The following is a 17,836-nucleotide window of genomic DNA, read 5'->3' as shown; positions in this document are numbered from 1 at the left end:
GCCCAGACAGTATGATTCCTGAGCATCGATAGTGGTGTATGGGTTGCATCAGTTGAATCAGGGGAGTTTCATGCGTGCGAGGCGTCTCGTTGCGGTGTTGTCGGCACTTGCTGCGGCAGTAGTGGTACCGGTTGTCAGTGCTCCCGTGGCGTCGGCTGATCCCTGCCCCAGCCTGTACGTCGTGGCCATCCCGGGAACGTGGGAGCCCTCGGGCACCAGGCCCGGCGCCGGCATGCTCGCTCCGGTGACCAACGGGCTTCCGGGCTCCGTTCGCACCGATTACGTCACCTACTCGGCGACGGCCTTCCCGTGGGAGTCCAACGTCTACGCCAAGTCGAAGCAGCAGGCTGTCGACAATGCCCGCGGCATGATCGGCGCTATGGCCGCCTCGTGCGGTGACACTCGCTTCGCCATCGTCGGGTACAGCCAGGGCGCCGACGCGGCAGGCGATCTCGCAGCCGAGATCGGAACCGGCATCGGCGTGGTCCCCCCGACTCGCGTCGAGGGCGTCGGCTTGCTGTCAGATCCCCGTCGTTCCGAGTCCGACGTCCTGATCGGCCCCGCTGTCGGCGGTAACGGTGCCAGCGGCCCTCGCATCGGTGGATTCGGTTGGCTGTCAGGCAAAACGGTGACGCTCTGCGCAGTCGGTGACCTGTACTGCTCGACGCCGAAGGACGATTTCGTGATGCGTCTGGCCGGATTCATGGCTCAGGCGTCCGATCCCACTCCGGCCAGTGCGCTCGCGCTGCGCGACGAGGCCGCCGTGATCGTCAATGATCTGATCACCGCAGGCGGTCTCCCCGCTTTGATGGCCCAGCTCGATCCGGGCGCGAACTCGCGGCGCATCGATCAGTTGGTCGACTTCTACGGCTCGCAGGTCCACACCGACTACACGCGTTACGTCGTTGACGGCGCAGGCAATTCGGCTACATCCTGGCTGCACGGCTGGTTGGCCGGCAAGGCCTGATCAGCAGTACGTCTGCTCCGCCGTGTCGACGTAGATCTCGGCAACGCGCTGCGAGGACATCGGCGTGATCTGTGAGTACACCTCGCCGACGGAGTTGAACTCTGCCAGCACTTCGGACCGAGGCATACCGTCAGCGAGAGCCTTGCAGGTGCCGTCGGCGTAGAGGATCTCTGCGGAATCCATTCCGGCGGGCGGGATCCCGGCCAGACGCAGAGCGGCGATGTACCGCTGCCCCTTCTCGCCGGCGTTCGCGACGATCTCTTCCGGTGACCGGGCGTCGATCGGCGCATTGGCCGCTGGCGCTACCGGTAGCGACACCGGCGGGGGCGTCGATTCGACGACGCTCGGCGCGGCTTCCGCAGGTGCGGCGAGCGGGCTGGTCGGCAGCTCGGAAAGCGTACTGGGGGCAGTCGAACTCGACGTTGCCGCCACTGTGGTACTGGTGGCCGCAGAAGTGGATTCCGATGCGTCGCTGTCGGACTGGCTGCTGCAGCCGCTGAGGAGTAGGCCCGCTGCCGCGACGCAGAGGACCAGTCTGTTCGTGTTCATCACCCGTGAGTGTTACACACCGTACCGCTTATTTTGTCCGTTTTAAGGAAACTCCCTTTTGCCCTGTTTTTAAGTCGAAGTCCTGTGATATACATCTGTTCAGTTGTTACTTGTGAGTAGGAGCACACCGCAAAGACCTTGTCGGCGGCGGTCGAAACACAAGCAATGACTGCGAGTTTCGTCCCCCATCACATAAACGGCAGGGAGAAATCAGTGCAGAAATCTCACAAGAACGGCAACAGACGTCTCGGCACGCGCGTGGCCGTCATTGCAGGTACCGCAGGTGCGGTCCTCGCGTTCGCGGCGCCGATGGCCTCGGCTCAGGATCCGGTCGACAATTCGATACCCGGTGCCGCAGTGTGTCCGGCTACTGCAGAATCCTGTGTGTCGGTTGTGGTTCAGAGCGGAACCTTCGACAACAACGGCTTCAACCTCCCGATCGGAAGAGGCGACATGATCATCGCCGCCGAGGCCGGCTCCGGTGAAGGTGAGTCCACCGTTCTTCTCCCGCGCGACGACGGACACAACGGTGTCTACTCCAAGCCGTTGACCGTTCCGGGTGGAGTCCTGGGAATCGATCTTCCGTTCGGCAATCTCTTCGGCCTGGCCGCAGTCACCGCCGAAGTGGAGGCAACGGCTGCGCCGACCCTCAACGGAATCATCACCGACATGGATCTGAGCATCCCGGTGCGGATGAAGATCAACAACGCGTTCCTCGGTGACAACTGCTACCTGGGCTCCGCGGCTGCGCCGGTGAATCTTCGTCTCGCGCCTGACCCGTCGGTGGTACCGACCTACACGGTGCTCCCGGACAATGCACTGAAGGTGAGCCCGGTCGGGAACCAGGCCACCGGCTTCGCGCTGCCCGCCGCCAGTGGTTGCGGACCGTTCGGAGTGCTGAACCCGATCGTCAACTGGCGAGCAAAGGTACCGGCCACGTCGGGAACCTCGCTCAGCACGATCTCCGACGCCTACCTGTACCCGGGCGGCCTCACCGGTAGCGATCCTCTCGACGATCTCGGTGGCGGAACAGGATCCAGCGGTTCCAGTGGCTCGAGCGGTTCGTCCGGAAGCTCCGGTTCCTGAAAACTCGGATGCCTTGAAGCAGCGGTGGTGACGGAATGTCACCACCGCTGCGGCGTCCGACCTGTAATAACCTGTGCCTCAGGGTGGGCGAAGGCGGACTCCATCAGGAGGACCTGCGCGGCCACGAAATCACAGGGGAGTCCTCAAACATGTTTCGAGACAGCGTTCTTGCGAGTCCGGTCCTGCGCCGGGGTGTGACAGCACTGGCAGTTGCGGCCGCGGCCACGATGTTTGTCGGTACTGCGGCAACGGCGGAGCCGGCGGCAGTCGTCGGTGAGGTGTCCGCGGACTCCATCGCGGCAGCCCGTGCGCAGGCCATCGGAACGACGGTCACCGTCGTGGGAACCGCGACTACGCCGTCGGGAGTCTTCGAATCCAGCTTCTACGACAAGGGCTTTGGTCTCCAGAGCGGAAATTCGGGCATCTACATCAGCGATCCGAACAACTCCGGGATTGCTCTCGGCGATCAGGTTCAGGTCACCGGAGTCCTCGCGGATCAGGAAGGCCTGCTCGTCGTCCGCCCGACTGCCGTCGAGGTAATCGGCACGACCTCCCAGATCAGCCCGGCGCGACTGCCCCTCAATGCAATCGGTGAGGGTAGCGAAGGTCGTCTCGTGACGGTGTCCGGAATCGTGAGCGGACCCGTCGTCGACGATCTGCCGTACGGTCACAAGATCCTGGTCTCGGGCGCCGAGGGAAACACCGTCATCTTCGTCAACACACAGACCGGAATCGACCTCGATGCCGTCGCCGTCGGACGCCCGATCACCGTCACCGGTTTCAGTGGCCAGTACGCCAGCACCTACGAGGTTCTTCCCCGCTCGGAAGCCGATGTGCAGCAGGGTTTCACGGGCAGCCTGAGTTTCGGAAGCTGACCTAGATCTCGAACCGAGCTCCGACGCGCATCGACCCGGGAGACAACCGGCTGATCGTGCGTCCGAGCTTGGCTTCGACGGTCACGGGCACGACGGCCTTGTTCGTGCGAACTGCTTTCACGATGGCACTGGCCACTCGATCAGGAGTGAAGTTCCGCTTGCGGTAGAAGTTGTCGACCTTGGTTTGATTTTCGAGTTGTTCCTCGGCGGTGGTCCCGGCAAATTCGGTGGTTTTGAGGATGTTCGTGTGAACGAGGCCAGGGCAGATGGTGCTGACGCCGATGCCGTGTGGAAGCAGTTCTGCCCGTAGGCAATCCGAGAGCATGAATACCGCTGCTTTGCTTGTCGAATACGCGGTGAGCGCCTTCTGTGGCGTGTACGCGGCGGCCGAGGACAGGTTGACGACGTGCCCACCTGTTCCCCGGTCGATCATCATCGGGGTAAAGGCCCGGCAGCCGTAGACAACTCCCCAGAAGTTGATGTCCATGACGCGCTCGAACTGGCGCTGCTCGGTGTCGGCGAACGTTCCCGAGAACCCGATTCCGGCGTTGTTGACGACGATGTCCGGTACGCCGTGATGTGCCGCGACCGTCTCCGCGAACCGAATCACGGCCTGTTCGTCGGACACGTCCACCTGATAGGCGTGGGCACCGCCACCGAACACTGCTTCGGCGCCGCCCGCTTGCGAAGGGATGTTTACAAGTGCCGCAGTGTCCTGCGCGCTTTCGAGATTGATGTCGGAGACCACGACGATAGCTCCCTGGGCGGCGAAGGCGAGGGCCGTTTCACGCCCGATGCCGCTGCCCGCACCGGTGATCACCACCAGCGTGCCGGTGAGATCGCGCAGTCGACGCTGCAACTTCGTTCCGCGTCGCCAGCCGGTGACGTCCTTGAGTAGCCCCATTGGTTGCCCTTTTCGTGTGTACGTTTGTGGCGTGTGTCTCTAGCTGACTTCCCCTCTGCGAAAGGTATCCGATGAGCGAGCTTCGTGTAGTTGCAACCATCCCGGCCAAGTCCGGTTCCGAGGACGACGTCCGATCGGCTCTGACAACTCTCGCGGAGGCGAGTCGGTCCGAGGACGGCTGTGTGTCGTACGAGTTGTTCGAGTCAGCGGCTGCGCCCGGCACGTTCGTCACGATCGAAACTTGGCGCGGGCAGGAGGAGTTGGACGCTCACATGCAGTCCCCGCATCTGCAGGCCGCGCTGGCCGCCGCCGGACCACTTCTCGACGGCGCTCCGGCGATTCATCCGTTGAAAGGCGCCTGAATCAGAATGAATTCCTGACCTTCGCTAAGGGTCTGACCTGCGAATGTCGCTCGAAAACTGACCAATCGTCGCGCTCCATTCCACTGAGCGGGACCTGCGACTAATACCTGTGCCTTAAGTCACAAACTGTCTCGACAATGCTTCACATCACAGTTTCTGACCTGGAGGTTTTGAATGAGTCGCAGTTCTCGGCGCGGTCACCGCAAGGTTGCCGCCGTCGCGCTGGCAGTCTCCGCCGGCCTGTTCGTCTCGTCGTGCGCTGACAGCGGGAACGGGGGTGGGAGCGGCGACGCACCGGACTCCGGTTCGGGATTGTCCATCGGCCCGGTCAACGAGCAGTCCGGCGAGGGCGATCCGGTCAAGGGCGGCACCCTCACGTTCAGCGGGTACTCCGCCGTCACCAATCTCGATCCGGCGAAGACTCAGATCGCCGGTTCGGTCGCCGGTTCGGAGTTGGGCGCGATCTACGACACGCTCCTGCGGTACGACCCGGCGTCCAAGGAATTCGTTCCGAAGCTCGCAGAGTTGATGGAGCCGAGTTCCGACTTCAAGACGTGGACCCTCGAACTGCGTGACGGTGTGAAGTTCAGCGACGGGACGCCGGTGGATTCGGCGGCCGTCTCGGCGAGCCTCAATCGCTACGTCACCAACAAGGGACCGCAGTCGAGTCTGTACGCGTCGAAGGTCGCGTCGGTAGACACTCCGGATCCGTCGACGGTCGTCTTCAATCTCGTCGACCCGTGGACCGGTATCGAGTCACTGCTCTCGACGGGCCCCGGCATGATCGTCGCGCCGAGCGCCCAGCAAGGTGATCAGTTCACCCCGATCGGCGCGGGTGCCTTCACCCTCGAGAAGTTCGCTCCCAACGAGGAATTGATCCTCGACGCTCGGGAGGACTACTTCGACGGTGCCCCGAACGTGGACAAGCTGCGGTTGATCAGCATCGTCGGTTCGCAGTCCACCACCGAATCGCTCAAGAGCGGCGGCACGGACGTCGCGTACATGCGGTCGCTACCGAACGTGCTGGATCTGATCGACTCCGGCTACCCGGGCTTCGTCGACATTCCGTCGCTGTCGTACCTGTCGCTGGTGAACACGGCACCCGGTCGTCCCGGTGCCGACGTGCGCATCCGTCAGGCATTGGCGCTCGCAACCGATCCCGTCGCACTCGACAACCGACTCAACGAGGGCAAGGGTCTGCCCGGGCAGGTCATCTTCCAGGACACCTCTCGCTGGCACAACGACGTCGCTCCGATCGGCGTCGACACCGCAAAGGCGAAGCAGCTTCTCGACGAGGCCAAGGCTGACGGTTACGACGGCAAGATCACATACCTGACGCTGCAGGAGAATTCGGCGCAGGCGATGGCTCTCGCACTGCAGTCGATGGCCAACGCCGTCGGATTCGATTTCCAGATCGAGTACGTCAACTCGGTTGCCGACGTCGTCAAGCGTTTGTACGCCGACCGCGACTTCGACATGGCAACAGGTTCCGCCAGCCTCGCGGAAGCCGATCCTTTCGAGCGTCTGTACTCCAATCTCAAGTCGGGTGGACGGAACAACGCCACGAGCTTCTCCGACCCCGAGATGGATACGCTGCTCGATCAATTGGGTGTCGCGACGTCGACCGACTCGAAGATCGAGGTGCTCGCCAAGATCCAGGAGCGCGCCAACGAGGTTGTGCCGTGGCAGGTTTACGGCAACACCCCGTGGCTCGGTGTGTGGGGACAGAACGTCCACGGCATTCAGCAGAGCCTGGACGGAATCATGTTCTTCGACAAGGCCTGGAAGAACTGAAGGCTTCTGAAGAACTGAAGAACTTAAGAACTGACTGGACCCGAGAAGCGTCCCTGCGGGGACGCTTCTCGGCATCAGAGAGTGTGATCGATCAAGAAGTGAGATCGAGGGCGGCGCGGACGATGCTGTCGGAGTCGAGGCCGTGGTACCGGTAGACGTCCTCGAGCGAACCGACCTGACCGAACCGGCTCACTCCGAGCGCAGCACCCGGAACGTTGTTGATTCCCGTCAGGAACGCGAGGGTGTGCGGGTGCCCGTCGAGAACGGTGACCATCGGCGCGGACCGGCTGCTCGGAAAGACCTGATCCAGGATCCACGACGGACCGTCCGCGAGACCGCGCCGCGATTGGAGCGCTTCGAAGAGCAAGCCGGGGCTGGTCACGCACACGACGTCGGCGGAAATACCTTGCTCGCCCAGTCTTTCGGCTGCGACCAGTGTTTCGGTGACGGTGGCACCCATGCCGACCAGGGTGACGGCCGGATCAGGGTTGTGCCGCAGTGTGTATGCCCCGGCCACCACCTGACGTCGACGGCGTTCTCGCGCAGCCGGATCGGTCGGTACCGCGGCCAGGGCCTGATCGACCGGACGGGTCGACAGGCGCAGATACGACGAGCTGCCGTCCGGGCGACCGAGGCGTCCGATGCTGTCGAGGAGCGTCCACTCCACGTCGACGGCGAATGCCGGTTCGAAACTGGTGCAACCCGGCTGTTCCAGTCCGATGGACGGGGTCTTGATCGACTGGTGCGCACCACCTTCGGCGGCCAAGGTGACGCCCGACGGAGTGCCGACCATGATCGACTGCCCTCCGGCGTAGATGCCGTACGACCACGGTTCGAGAGCCCGCTCGATGAAGGGGTCGTACATCACCCCGATGGGGAAGAGTGGCTGGCCCCAACGACTCCAGGTTGCACCGAGTTCGCCCATCAGTCCGACCAGGTTGGTCTCGGCGATGCCGAGTTCCATGTGCTGACCGGTGGGCTTCTCACGCCAGTGCATGATCGTTTCGGCGTCGTCGGCAAACCAGTTGTGCCGCTCGTCGGGGGACCACACGCCGACCTTGTTCAGCCAGCCTGCGAGGTTGGTGGTGGAACTGACGTCCGGGCTCAGTGTGACAACACGTTTCGCGGCGTCCGGCGCTTCGCGGCTCAGGTCGAGTAGTACCCGGCCCAGAGCTGCCTGAGTGGTGGACGTGCCGGAGGGCGTACGGCCGATGTCTTTCGGAACTGCCGGGGGCACCAGATGCTCCACCTTCGGGCGAGCCAGGCGCCCAGCGGTTTCGGCGCAGATGCGGCCGGACGGGCTGTCGGTCTCGAACCGTTCCCAGGGATTCGACGGATCCATGCCGAGTTCCGACGCCAGGTGCTCGAACTGCTCGGTGGTGAGCAGCGACGAGTGGTTCTGCGGATGACCCTGCGTCGGCAGACCCCGACCCTTGATCGTGTACGCGATGATCACGGTGGGACGGGTGTCGTCGATCTGTGCGTACGCCTCTCGCAGAGCGTCGAGGTCGTGGCCACCGAGATTGCGGATGGCTTCGAGCACCGTGGCGTCGTCGAGGTCGTCGATCAGCGCCGTGATCGCGTCGGCGTCCGCCGCGTCGCCGGGCAGTCTCAGACGTACCTCGTCGGCCGTGCATCGCAGCAGGCGCTGGTACTCCGGATTCGGCATGTCCAGGATTCGTTCGCGCAACGCGGTGCCGCCCGGCCGGGTGAACAGTGATTCGAGCAGCGCACCGAACTTCACGGTGATGACCTGCCAGCCGGCACCCGAGAACATGCGCTCCAGGCGGGTTGCCGCGATGTTCGGCACCACCCGGTCGAGTGATTGGCGGTTGAGGTCGACTATCCACACGATCTCACCCAGTTCGGCAACCGAATGATCGAGAACTGCTTCCCACACAGCGCCCTCGTCGAGTTCGGCGTCACCGACCAGGGAGTACTGACGCCCGGTTCCGGCGCCGCCGAGGGAGGCGTCGACGTATCGGCGAGCGATGGCGCCCCAGATGGGAGCCGTCGCGCCGATGCCCACCGAACCGGTCGAATAATCCACCGGATCAGGATCTTTCGATCGACTCGGGTAGCTCTGCAGGCCCCCGAATTCGCGCAGAGTCGTCAGGTAGGACTCGTCGAGTTCACCGAGCAGATAATTGATGCCGTGGAGCACCGGCGCCGCATGCGGCTTGACGGAAACCCGGTCGCCGGAACGAAGTTGGCCGAACCACAGCGACGTCATGATCGAGACCATCGACGCGCACGAGGCCTGATGGCCGCCGACCTTGAGCCCGCTGGGATTCGGACGGACACGGTTGGCGTGATGGATCATCGCGGTCGACAACCACAGAACGCGCTTCTCGATCTCCGCCAGTGACTCGGGAGCGTTCTGGTCGATGTTGGGGCTGTTCACGGCCGGTCCTGCCTTCAGTAGTGGACATCGATCACCGCACCGCCTGTACCCCAGATCGTGGGGCCGACGATGTGGTTGTGATGTTTGGCAGGACTTCCTGAGGCCGAACCGTTCGGTGCGGCAAAGTCCAGCCGCACCTGTCGATCTGTTGTGCAGATTCTGCGTCAAAGTCCATCATCGGCATACAGATTGGGCAATAGCTACCCGGTGGATTGAGCAATGTGCGCAACACCGAGGGCTGTGCGCCGTGACAGGTGGGCACTATGCGCAGTGCACCGCCAGTCGCGCGCGGTCAGTCCATCAGGTCGTGGACGTAGCACCAGCGCCAGGATTCGCCGGGCTCGTGTGAGCGCATGACCGGGTGCCCGGTTTCGCGGTAGTGGTTGGTGGCGTGCTGATGAGGGCTGGAATCGCAGCATCCGACGTGGCCGCAGGACAGGCACATGCGCAGGTGAGACCAGTTATCCTCACCCAACTCGGCGCACTCCTGGCAGACGCCGGGCGTCAGCGCCGCCGGGTCTGTTTCGGGCGCATTGGTTAGTTCCTCGCAACCGGTGGGAGCGGGTGCGGGCTGCTGTGTGCGAGCTGCTGCTCGCTTCAGGATTTTCTTCATCGCCTTCCATACTGCATGCTGCCAGGGTGAACGGCATATTACTGGGGGTTGTAGTAGCGGCGTTGCTGGTGGCGGCGGTCGCGCGAAGGTTCGGGCTGTCTTCGCCGCTGATCCTCGTCCTGGTCGGTTTGATCGCCTGTCAGATACCGGGTGTTCCGGAATTGGAACTCGATCCCGACCTCGTCCTGTTCGTCGTGTTGCCTCCACTTCTGTACTCGGCAGCACTGGACAGTTCATACCTGGCTTTGCGCTCGAATCTGCGTCCGATCGGATTTCTCGCGGTGGGGCTTCCGCTGGCGACGACGGCTGCGGTGGGCTTTGTCGCCTACCTGATCGTGCCGGAGTTCTCGATAGCGGCTGCTCTGGTTCTCGGCGCCATCGTGGCGCCGCCGGACGCGGTGTCCGCGAGCGCAATCGGACGCAAGCTCGGCCTGCCGCGCCGGATCATGACCCTGCTGGGCGGGGAGAGCCTGCTCAACGACGCCACCGCTCTGACGGCGTACAAGGTCGCTCTCGCGGCTGCCGTCGGTACGGGTGCGACGCTGATCGGCGGCTTCGAGACCTTCCTCGTCGCGGCGGTCGGTGGAACGGTGATCGGCCTCGCGGTGGGGTTCGTCATCTCGAAGGTTCGCGGCAAGCTCCAGGATCCGGTGATGGAGAGCGGAATCGGATTGGTGGTGCCGTTCTTCACCTACCTGGCTGCGGAAGAGGTCCACGCGTCGGGCGTCATCGCGGTCGTCGTAGCCGGATTGTTCCTCGGCCAGCGCTCCACCCGCGCGAGTTATGCGACGCGTTTGCAGGACACGGCAGTGTGGAGGGCCGTCGACCTGATCCTGGAGTCGTTCGTCTTCCTGTTGATCGGTCTCCAATTGCCCAGTGTCGTCAACGGATTGCAGGGGTACAGCACTTCGATCGTCGTCTGGGCGTCGGTTGCCGTTCTCGTGACCGTCGTGGTGGTCCGAATCGCCTGGGTGTTCCCGTTCACGTACGTACCGCGCTGGCTGTCGCCGCGTATTCGAGCGAGGGAGCCGGAGATTTCGGCGCGGGCGGTGTTCGTCGTGTCGTGGGCCGGTATGCGAGGGGTCGTGTCGCTGGCAGCTGCCTTCGCCATTCCGCTGACGGTCAACAGTGGGGAGGACTTCCCGGGCCGTTCGCTGATCCTCTTCCTGACGTTTGTCGTCGTGGTCGGCACACTGTTGCTGCACGGCCTGACGTTGCCGTGGGTGATCCGTGTCCTCGGCGTGCAGGGGGACGAAGAGCAGTCCGACGCCCGCGCCGAGGCGGCAGCCCAGGACAAGGCTGCACGGGCCGCTGCGGCGCGGCTGGACGAATTGGTCGGAGCCGACGCCGACGACGTCCCTCAGGTCCGCAATCGTGCCGCGGACATCTTGCGAAGCTGGAACACCCACCGCGCGAACTCGGCGTGGGAGCGACTGGGACGCAGCGACGAGGATCTGGGGGAGAGCCCGTCGAACGCCTTCCGCTCGCTGCGCCTCGAGATGATCGATGCGGAGCGAGGCGTCTTCATCGCCGAACGCGATGCCGGCCGGATCGACGACGAGGTCCTCCGGAAGGTGCTTCGCGAGCTCGATCTCGAGGAAGCGACGCTCGACCGGGACTAGACCGGCTGGTCTGCTGTCCACGAAGGTAACCGCTGGCCAGGGTCGGTTTACCTGACTGTTGAGGCCTGCAACTTAACCGATTCCACTGAGCGAGACTCGATCCAATTTTCTGTGCCTCCCATCACAGACTGTTTCGTGTTCAACATCACGTCACGGTCTTACCCCGCCTTGGAGGCATTCGAATGAGTCGTAGTTCCCGCCGCGGAAGTCGCAGATTGGCTGCGGCTGCGCTGGCGATCACCGCAAGTATGTTCCTGGCGTCGTGCGCCGACAACGGCTCGAGCAATGGCGGCGGCGAATCCGCTGATTCCGGTTCCTCGCTGAAGATCGGCATGGTCAACGAGCAGGCCGATCCCGGCACTCCCACCAAGGGCGGCACGCTGACGTTCAGCGGTTACTCGGCGGTCACGACTCTCGATCCCGCGAAGGCTCAGGTTGCCGGCGCCACCGGTGGCAGCGAGCTCAGCGCCATCTACGACGTGCTCATGCGTTACGACCCGATCGGGCAGAAGTTCGAGCCCAAGCTCGCTCAGTCGCTCGAAGCGAGTTCGGACAGCAAGACCTGGACGCTGAAGCTCCGCGACGGTGTGAAGTTCAGCGATGGCACAGCTCTCGACTCGAAGGCCGTCGCCGACAGCATCAACCGCTACGTCACCAACAAGGGACCTCAGTCGAGCCTGTGGGCTTCCAAGGTTGCCTCGATCGACACCCCCGACGCGACGACCGTAGTCTTCAACCTCGTTGATCCGTGGACAGGCATCCAGTCGATGCTCGCCACCGGACCCGGCATGATCGTCGCCCCGAGCGCCCAGCAGGGTGACCAGTTCACCCCGATCGGCGCCGGCGCCTTCACCCTCGAGAAGTTCGCTCCCAACGAGGAACTGCTGTTGGCTGCTCGCCCCGACTACTACGACGGCGCACCGAACATCGACAAGCTCAAGCTGATCAGCATCGTCGGCGCTCAGCCCACCGCCGAAGCACTCAAGACGGGCGGCATCGACGCCGCGTACATGCGTACGCTCACCCCGATCCTGGATCTGATCGAGTCGGGTTACCCCGGCTTCGTCGACATCCCGTCGCTCGGTTACATCGCCAACGTGAACATGGCCCCGGGCCGCCCGGGCTCGGATGTCCGTGTCCGCCAGGCGATGGCGCTGGCCGTCGATCCGGAGACGCTCAACACCCGCGTCAACAACGGCAAGGGACTGCCCGGCCAGGAGATCTTCCAGGACACCTCGCGCTGGCACAACGACGTCGCACCGATCGGCGTCGATCCCGCCAAGGCGAAGGAACTGCTCGATCAGGCCAAGGCCGACGGCTACGACGGAAAGATCACCTTCCTCTCCATCCAGGAACCGTCCGCACAGGCGACGGCTCTGGCCATCCAGGCGATGCTCAACGCAGTCGGCTTCGACGCTCAGATCGAATACGTCACCGGTGCAGGTGATCTGGTCAAGCGGATGTACGCCGATCACGACTACGACATGAGCACCGCAGCACTGAGCCTCGCCGAGGCCGATCCCTACGAGCGTCTGTACACGGGCATCAAGTCCGGTGGCCGTAACAACGCGACCGGCTACTCCGACGCCGAAATGGATGCTCTCCTGGACAAGTTGGGCGTCGCAACCACCGACGAGGACAAGAAGGCAGTCCTGGCCCAGATCCAGGAACGCGCCAACGAAACCGTCCCGTGGCAGGTGTGGGGCAACGTCGCCGCACTCGACGTGTGGAACCAGAACGTTCACGGACTCGAGCAGAGCCTCGACGGAATCGTGCTCTTCGACGGAGCTTGGAAGTCCTAGAGAGCCTGAAGTTCACAGCCGGCCCCGCGCCCGTATTGCAGCGGATCGGGGCCGGCTGCGAACGAAGAAATGAAATCAGAGGAACTGCTGTGTATTGCGAGCTCGCTGTCCGAAGGAGACGAAATCGATGAACATCGGCGCAATAGGTAAGAAATTGGGCCAGCTCGTCATTGTGATCCTGATCGTCAGCTTCGGAACCTTCGTGCTGGCATCACTGATCCCCGGCGATCCCGCTGTCTCCGTTCTCGGTGAAGGCCGAACGCCTGCCGAGTACGAGGAAGTTCGGCAGCAGCTCGGACTCAACGATCCACTCCTGGTTCGCTATTGGGACTGGCTGACCAGCGCTCTCCAGGGCGACCTCGGCAACTCGCTCGTTCCCCCGCAGCAGGACGTCCTCACCGCGATCAGTTCCGCTCTCCCCGTCAGCGTTCAGTTGGCAGTGATGGGTCTGGTCATCGCACTCGTCGTCGCAGTTCCGCTCGCACTCTGGTCGGCGCACCACGAAGGCGGCGTCATCGACCGCGTCATCAGCGCCGCGACGTTCGGTGTTCTTTCCGTCCCGAGCTTCCTCGCCGGTCTGTTGCTGATCATGGTCACCGTCAACTGGCTCGGCTGGTTCCCGCGATCACAGTGGGTGCGCATCGGCGACAGCCTCTCCGGAAACCTCTCACACGCAATACTTCCCGCGATCACCATCAGCCTCCTCGAGATGGCGATGTTCACTCGCGTTCTCCGATCCGACCTGGTGACGACGCTCCGTGAGGATTACATCCTCGCGTCGAAGGCCAAGGGAATGCCCACGCTGCGAGTGCTTTTCAGTGACGCGCTCCGCCCGTCGTCGTTCTCGCTCATCACGATGATGGGTCTGGCTCTCGGCGGCATGATCGGCAGCACCGTGATCGTCGAGACGCTGTTCTCGCTGCCCGGAATGGGCACGCTCATCGTCCGCGCAGCGCAGCAGGGTGATTCGCCGATGCTGCTCGGCGCGGTGGTCGTGATCGCGGTCATCTACGTCCTCGTCAACAGTGCGATCGATGTTCTGTACACCTATCTTGACCCGAGGAGTCGTCGTGTCCATGTCTGAAGTGACGCCAGACGGAGCGGCCCCGTCGCCGGCCCCGTCCGAGGTGATGACATACCGGCAGCAGACAGTCCTGCTGGCTCCCGGTCCCGTCGAGACGCTGGAACAGCCCAAGAATCTGGTCCTGATCGGATCGATTCTCACAGTGGTCGGCGTTGCGCTGCTCGGCACCGCACTCTTCGGTTCAGCGATCATGATGACCGTCCGCATCGTGCTCGCGCTCGTTGCCCTGGTTTTCCTCTTCAAGGGGCTCGGCAAACTCGGTACGTCCAAGTGGGGCAGTCAGTTCGATCTCTCGTACTGGTTGGCGTGCATCTGGCTGGTCGCGCTGATCCTGGCCGCGATCTTCGCGCCGCTGCTGCCGCTCGGTGAGTACAAGGACACGGTCAAGACCTTGGCCGAGCCGGGCTTCGCATCGCCGAGCCTGCTCTCCGATCATCCGTTGGGTACCAACAACTTCGGTCTCGACCTGCTCGCCCGCGCCCTGTTCGGTGCGCGCGCTTCCTTGACTGTCGCCATCTGCGCCGTGCTGATCGGCATGATCATCGGTGGCACCATCGGCGTCATGGCCGGCTATTTCCGTGGCAAGGTCGACGCCGTGGTCGGAATCCTGACCAACTCGCTGCTGGCCATTCCTTCTCTGGTGCTGCTCATCGCACTGGCCGCGGTGCTCACGTCGAACCTGCGCAACATCACCCTCGCACTGTCGATTCTCTGCATTCCCAGCATGGTTCGAATCGCCAGGGCAAACACCATCGTCGTCGCCCAACGGGAGTTCGTGCTTGCCGCGAGAGCCATGGGCGCCACCAAATGGCGCGTCATCTGGCGCGAGTTGGTTCCCAACGTCCTCGTTCCCGTCGCCGCGCTCGGCCTGGTGGCCGTCTCCGGCCTGATCGTCGCGGAAGCATCACTGAGCTTCCTCGGACTCGGTATCGCACAACCTGATCCGACCTGGGGCAACATGATTGCGGAAGGTCAGGGCGGGATCGTGGAGAAGCATCCGTTCATCGTCCTGGTACCAGGCGTCTTCCTCTTCCTGACGGTGTTCTCCTTCAACCTCATCGGCGAGAAGTATCGGAGTAAGCTGTGACCACTTCAGCTCAGAACGGCGTTCCGCTGCTGCAGGCGGACAACATCAGAACCGTATTCGCCACTCCCCGTGGCCAGTTGCGAGCAGTCGACGGTGTCTCGATCCACGTCTCCGCCGGCGAGACTCTCGGCATCGTGGGTGAATCCGGTTCCGGCAAGTCGGTTCTCGGGCGCACCATCATGGGACTGCTCCAGAAGGGTCCGGCTCTCGACATCAGCGGGACGGTGACGTTTGCCGGCCGCGACATGTCGACGATGAAGAAGTCGGAGATGAAGCACTTCTGGGGACCCGAGATCGCCATGGTCTTCCAGGATCCGATGACCTCGCTCAATCCGTTCAAGCGCATCGGTACCCACATCACCGAATCCTTGAAGTTCCACCTGGGTCTGAAGAAGGACGCGGCCCGCGATCGCGCAGCGGAACTCCTGTCGATGGTGGGTATCCCCGAGCCCAAGCGTCGGCTCGACCAGTACCCCCACGAACTTTCGGGCGGTATGCGACAGCGCGTGGTCATCGCGATGGCCCTGGCCTGCGAGCCGAAACTGCTGATCGCGGACGAGCCGACCACCGCTCTCGACGTGACGGTGCAGAAGCAGATTCTCGATCTGCTCGCCTCACTCAACGACAAGCTCAATATGGCCGTCATCCTGATCAGCCACGACCTCGGTGTGGTCTCGGGTCGATCGGACCGTGTTGCGGTCATGTACGCCGGTTCCGTTGTGGAAACGTCGGCAACCGAAGAGTTGTTCACTCGTCCGCGTCATCCGTACACCGAAGCGCTGATGGCCGCGATTCCGCGACTCGAATCGCCGACGCACACAGTGCTGCAGACAATTCCGGGTGGACTCCCGGACATGACGAAGCCGATCACCGGTTGCCGCTTCGCGGCTCGCTGCCGTTACGCCCAGGACGACTGCCTGACCGGCGACCCGGCCCTGGCTCCCGGCGGACCGGGGGACAACACAACCGAAAGCCACACGTTCGCGTGCCACTACCCGGTCGACACCCCTGAAGGCACAACGGCATTGGTCGCCAACGAGAAGGCCGGCACTACCGCAGCGGGCCTGACGCTCGCGGTGAAGGAGATGGTCTGATGACTGCAGCAACCGATACCAGGCAGTCCGAGACGGTGGACGCGGCCTTGACGGTCGAGGACTTGGTTGTCGAATTCAACGTCGGCAAGGGGCAGACGGTTCACGCCGTGTCCGGAATCAGCTTCACCGTCGCGCCGGGCGAAACCTTGGGCGTGGTCGGTGAATCCGGCTGTGGCAAGTCCACGGCGGGCCGGGCGATCATGCAGTTGCCCTCACCGACGTCGGGCTCGATCCGCCTCGGAGAGACGGAAATGACGGCACTGGGCGCGGAAGAATTGCGTCGCAGCCGTACTCAGCTGCAGATGATCTTTCAGGATCCCATCTCCTCCCTGAATCCCCGTCGCAAGGTCAAGGCTCTCATCACCGAGGGTCCGTCGATCTGGGGTGGAAAAGACAAGGCCGCCATCGACGCTCGGGCACGCGAGGTTCTTGCCGAGGTCGGGTTGGACCCGGACATGGTGTGGGATCGAACCCCACGCGAACTCTCGGGTGGTCAGTGCCAGCGCGTGTGCATCGCCCGCGCATTGATGCTCGACCCCAAGGTCCTGATCTGTGACGAGCCGGTCTCGAGCCTCGACGTCTCCGTGCAGGCGCAGATTCTGAACCTGCTCGAGGACGCGAAGAAGCGTCACGGGCTGTCGCTGCTGTTCATTGCGCACAACATGGCCGTCGTGAAGAACATCAGTGACCGCGTGATGATCATGTACTTGGGCCGCGTCTGCGAAATCGTTCCCGCAGAAGACATGCAGAACCGCGCGCTGCACCCGTACACGCAGCTACTGCTGGCGTCGATTCCCGATCCCGACGCCACCGTCACTGCGGCGCAGAACGTCGAGCAGAAGGTCATCGAACTGCCCTCGCCGCTCAATCCGCCCAGTGGCTGCCGCTTCCGCACGCGGTGCCCGCTGGCTACTGATCTCTGCGCCGAGGTAGTTCCCGAGCTGCGTCTCGTCGAGGGCGGCCATCAGGTGGCGTGCCACAACGTGTGACTACACGCGAAGCATGTTGCGTACGTGACCGGTTTCGTTGATCGACCCGACCCTGCGGCTTCCGTTTCGCGACACGAGAATGCGCGTGACGGACACGTACTCGATCGGGAAGGTCAACGGGCGCTCCAGTCCGAGCAGTTCCTGCAGAACGATGTTGACGACGCCGCCGTGGCAGAAGATCGCCACGGTGGCGTCGTTGTCCGTTGCCGCGACTATCTCGTCGATCGCACCGAGGACTCGCGCACGAAAGGCGTCGCCGTCCACCGACTCGGGGAGCCAGCCGGCTTTGATTCGCGCATAGGTTTCCGGCGCCCGCTCCAGGACCTCGTGCATCGGGATGTAGTGCGGCTGCTCGTAGTCGTATTCCGCCAGACCCTCGCGCTGGGTGACCGGAAGGCCCAATATCTGCGCTACCGGGGCTGCGGTCTCGAGTGCGCGCTTCTGCGGGCTGCTGAAGAGTCCGGTGATCCGGTACGGCGCCAGTGCTGCGGGCAGCCGTAGTGCCTGGGCACGACCTTCGTCGGTCAGCGAGGGATCTGCGCGGCCTTCGGTGACCTCGGCCAGTTCGGGGAGCGCGTGTCGGATCAGGAGTAGTTGCACCTAC

The 17,836-nt window shown here is 63.5% G+C and carries 16 protein-coding genes; 11 read left to right on the top strand and 5 right to left on the bottom strand.

What is annotated here, in order from left to right; all coding sequences use genetic code 11:
- Nucleotides 1-70: 70 nt before the first annotated feature.
- The gene (locus tag P3G66_RS24090; protein WP_007735797.1) at nucleotides 71-967 is read left to right on the top strand and encodes a cutinase family protein; all 897 of its coding nucleotides are present in this window, start codon (nucleotides 71-73) and stop codon (nucleotides 965-967) included.
- Here P3G66_RS24090 and P3G66_RS24085 read toward each other — a convergent pair whose 3' ends face one another.
- Complete coding sequence (locus P3G66_RS24085; RefSeq protein WP_192712813.1) at nucleotides 968-1,516, bottom strand: DUF732 domain-containing protein; 549 nt, start codon at nucleotides 1,514-1,516, stop codon at nucleotides 968-970.
- 213 nt (nucleotides 1,517-1,729) lie between these two features.
- Between P3G66_RS24085 and P3G66_RS24080 the strand changes: the two genes are divergently transcribed.
- Both P3G66_RS24080 and P3G66_RS24075 read left to right on the top strand, forming a co-directional pair.
- Nucleotides 1,730-2,602, top strand: coding sequence for a hypothetical protein (locus P3G66_RS24080; RefSeq protein WP_192712814.1), 873 nt, complete (start codon nucleotides 1,730-1,732; stop codon nucleotides 2,600-2,602).
- Between the two features lie 149 nt (nucleotides 2,603-2,751).
- Nucleotides 2,752-3,477 (top strand): hypothetical protein, encoded by a 726-nt coding sequence (locus tag P3G66_RS24075; protein WP_042453658.1) that lies wholly within the window; start codon nucleotides 2,752-2,754, stop codon nucleotides 3,475-3,477.
- 1 nt (nucleotide 3,478) lies between these two features.
- On the opposite strand, the gene P3G66_RS24070 is transcribed toward P3G66_RS24075, so the two are convergent.
- On the bottom strand, nucleotides 3,479-4,381 hold the full coding sequence (locus tag P3G66_RS24070; RefSeq protein WP_003943614.1) for an SDR family NAD(P)-dependent oxidoreductase: 903 nt from the start codon (nucleotides 4,379-4,381) through the stop codon (nucleotides 3,479-3,481).
- 71 nt (nucleotides 4,382-4,452) lie between these two features.
- Between P3G66_RS24070 and P3G66_RS24065 the strand changes: the two genes are divergently transcribed.
- Together P3G66_RS24065 and P3G66_RS24060 are read left to right on the top strand one after the other, a co-directional pair.
- On the top strand, nucleotides 4,453-4,743 hold the full coding sequence (locus tag P3G66_RS24065; RefSeq protein WP_003943546.1) for a putative quinol monooxygenase: 291 nt from the start codon (nucleotides 4,453-4,455) through the stop codon (nucleotides 4,741-4,743).
- A 174-nt stretch (nucleotides 4,744-4,917) separates the two neighbouring features.
- Nucleotides 4,918-6,537 (top strand): ABC transporter substrate-binding protein, encoded by a 1,620-nt coding sequence (locus P3G66_RS24060; RefSeq protein WP_192712815.1) that lies wholly within the window; start codon nucleotides 4,918-4,920, stop codon nucleotides 6,535-6,537.
- Nucleotides 6,538-6,628: 91 nt separating this feature from the next.
- On the opposite strand, the gene P3G66_RS24055 is transcribed toward P3G66_RS24060, so the two are convergent.
- Both P3G66_RS24055 and P3G66_RS24050 read right to left on the bottom strand, forming a co-directional pair.
- Nucleotides 6,629-8,941 carry a pyruvate dehydrogenase gene (locus P3G66_RS24055; protein WP_276117200.1) on the bottom strand — a complete coding sequence of 771 codons (2,313 nt, stop codon included), beginning with the start codon at nucleotides 8,939-8,941 and terminating at the stop codon, nucleotides 6,629-6,631.
- Nucleotides 8,942-9,233: 292 nt separating this feature from the next.
- Entirely contained in the window at nucleotides 9,234-9,554 is a 321-nt protein-coding gene (locus P3G66_RS24050) for a UBP-type zinc finger domain-containing protein (RefSeq protein WP_003943615.1), read from the bottom strand.
- 26 nt (nucleotides 9,555-9,580) lie between these two features.
- Here P3G66_RS24050 and P3G66_RS24045 point away from each other — a divergent pair, with 26 nt between their 5' ends.
- The 6 genes from P3G66_RS24045 (at nucleotide 9,581) to P3G66_RS24020 (ending at nucleotide 17,232) form a co-directional block, all read left to right on the top strand.
- On the top strand, nucleotides 9,581-11,176 hold the full coding sequence (locus P3G66_RS24045) for a Na+/H+ antiporter (protein ID WP_030536674.1): 1,596 nt from the start codon (nucleotides 9,581-9,583) through the stop codon (nucleotides 11,174-11,176).
- 182 nt (nucleotides 11,177-11,358) lie between these two features.
- Nucleotides 11,359-12,978, top strand: a complete 1,620-nt coding sequence (locus P3G66_RS24040; RefSeq protein WP_003943605.1) for an ABC transporter substrate-binding protein — start codon at nucleotides 11,359-11,361, stop codon at nucleotides 12,976-12,978.
- 127 nt (nucleotides 12,979-13,105) lie between these two features.
- A complete protein-coding gene (locus tag P3G66_RS24035; protein ID WP_003943571.1) occupies nucleotides 13,106-14,062 on the top strand; it encodes an ABC transporter permease in 957 nt (318 codons plus the stop codon).
- A complete protein-coding gene (locus P3G66_RS24030) occupies nucleotides 14,055-15,149 on the top strand; it encodes an ABC transporter permease (RefSeq protein WP_007735813.1) in 1,095 nt (364 codons plus the stop codon). Before P3G66_RS24035 ends, P3G66_RS24030 begins: the two co-directional genes overlap by 8 nt.
- Complete coding sequence (locus P3G66_RS24025; RefSeq protein WP_003943600.1) at nucleotides 15,146-16,243, top strand: ABC transporter ATP-binding protein; 1,098 nt, start codon at nucleotides 15,146-15,148, stop codon at nucleotides 16,241-16,243. Before P3G66_RS24030 ends, P3G66_RS24025 begins: the two co-directional genes overlap by 4 nt.
- Nucleotides 16,243-17,232, top strand: a complete 990-nt coding sequence (locus P3G66_RS24020; RefSeq protein ID WP_054188717.1) for an oligopeptide/dipeptide ABC transporter ATP-binding protein — start codon at nucleotides 16,243-16,245, stop codon at nucleotides 17,230-17,232. The genes P3G66_RS24025 and P3G66_RS24020 overlap by 1 nt, the downstream gene beginning before the upstream one ends.
- On the opposite strand, the gene P3G66_RS24015 is transcribed toward P3G66_RS24020, so the two are convergent.
- A complete protein-coding gene (locus tag P3G66_RS24015; protein WP_003943544.1) occupies nucleotides 17,233-17,832 on the bottom strand; it encodes a histidine phosphatase family protein in 600 nt (199 codons plus the stop codon).
- Between the last annotated feature and the right edge of the window lie 4 nt (nucleotides 17,833-17,836).

Origin of the sequence: Rhodococcus sp. C3V (assembly GCF_029269915.1) — a bacterium.
Lineage (GTDB): Bacteria > Actinomycetota > Actinomycetes > Mycobacteriales > Mycobacteriaceae > Rhodococcus_F > Rhodococcus_F qingshengii.
Note: the sequence above shows the minus strand (reverse complement) of the source record. Positions and strands in the feature narration are given on the sequence as shown.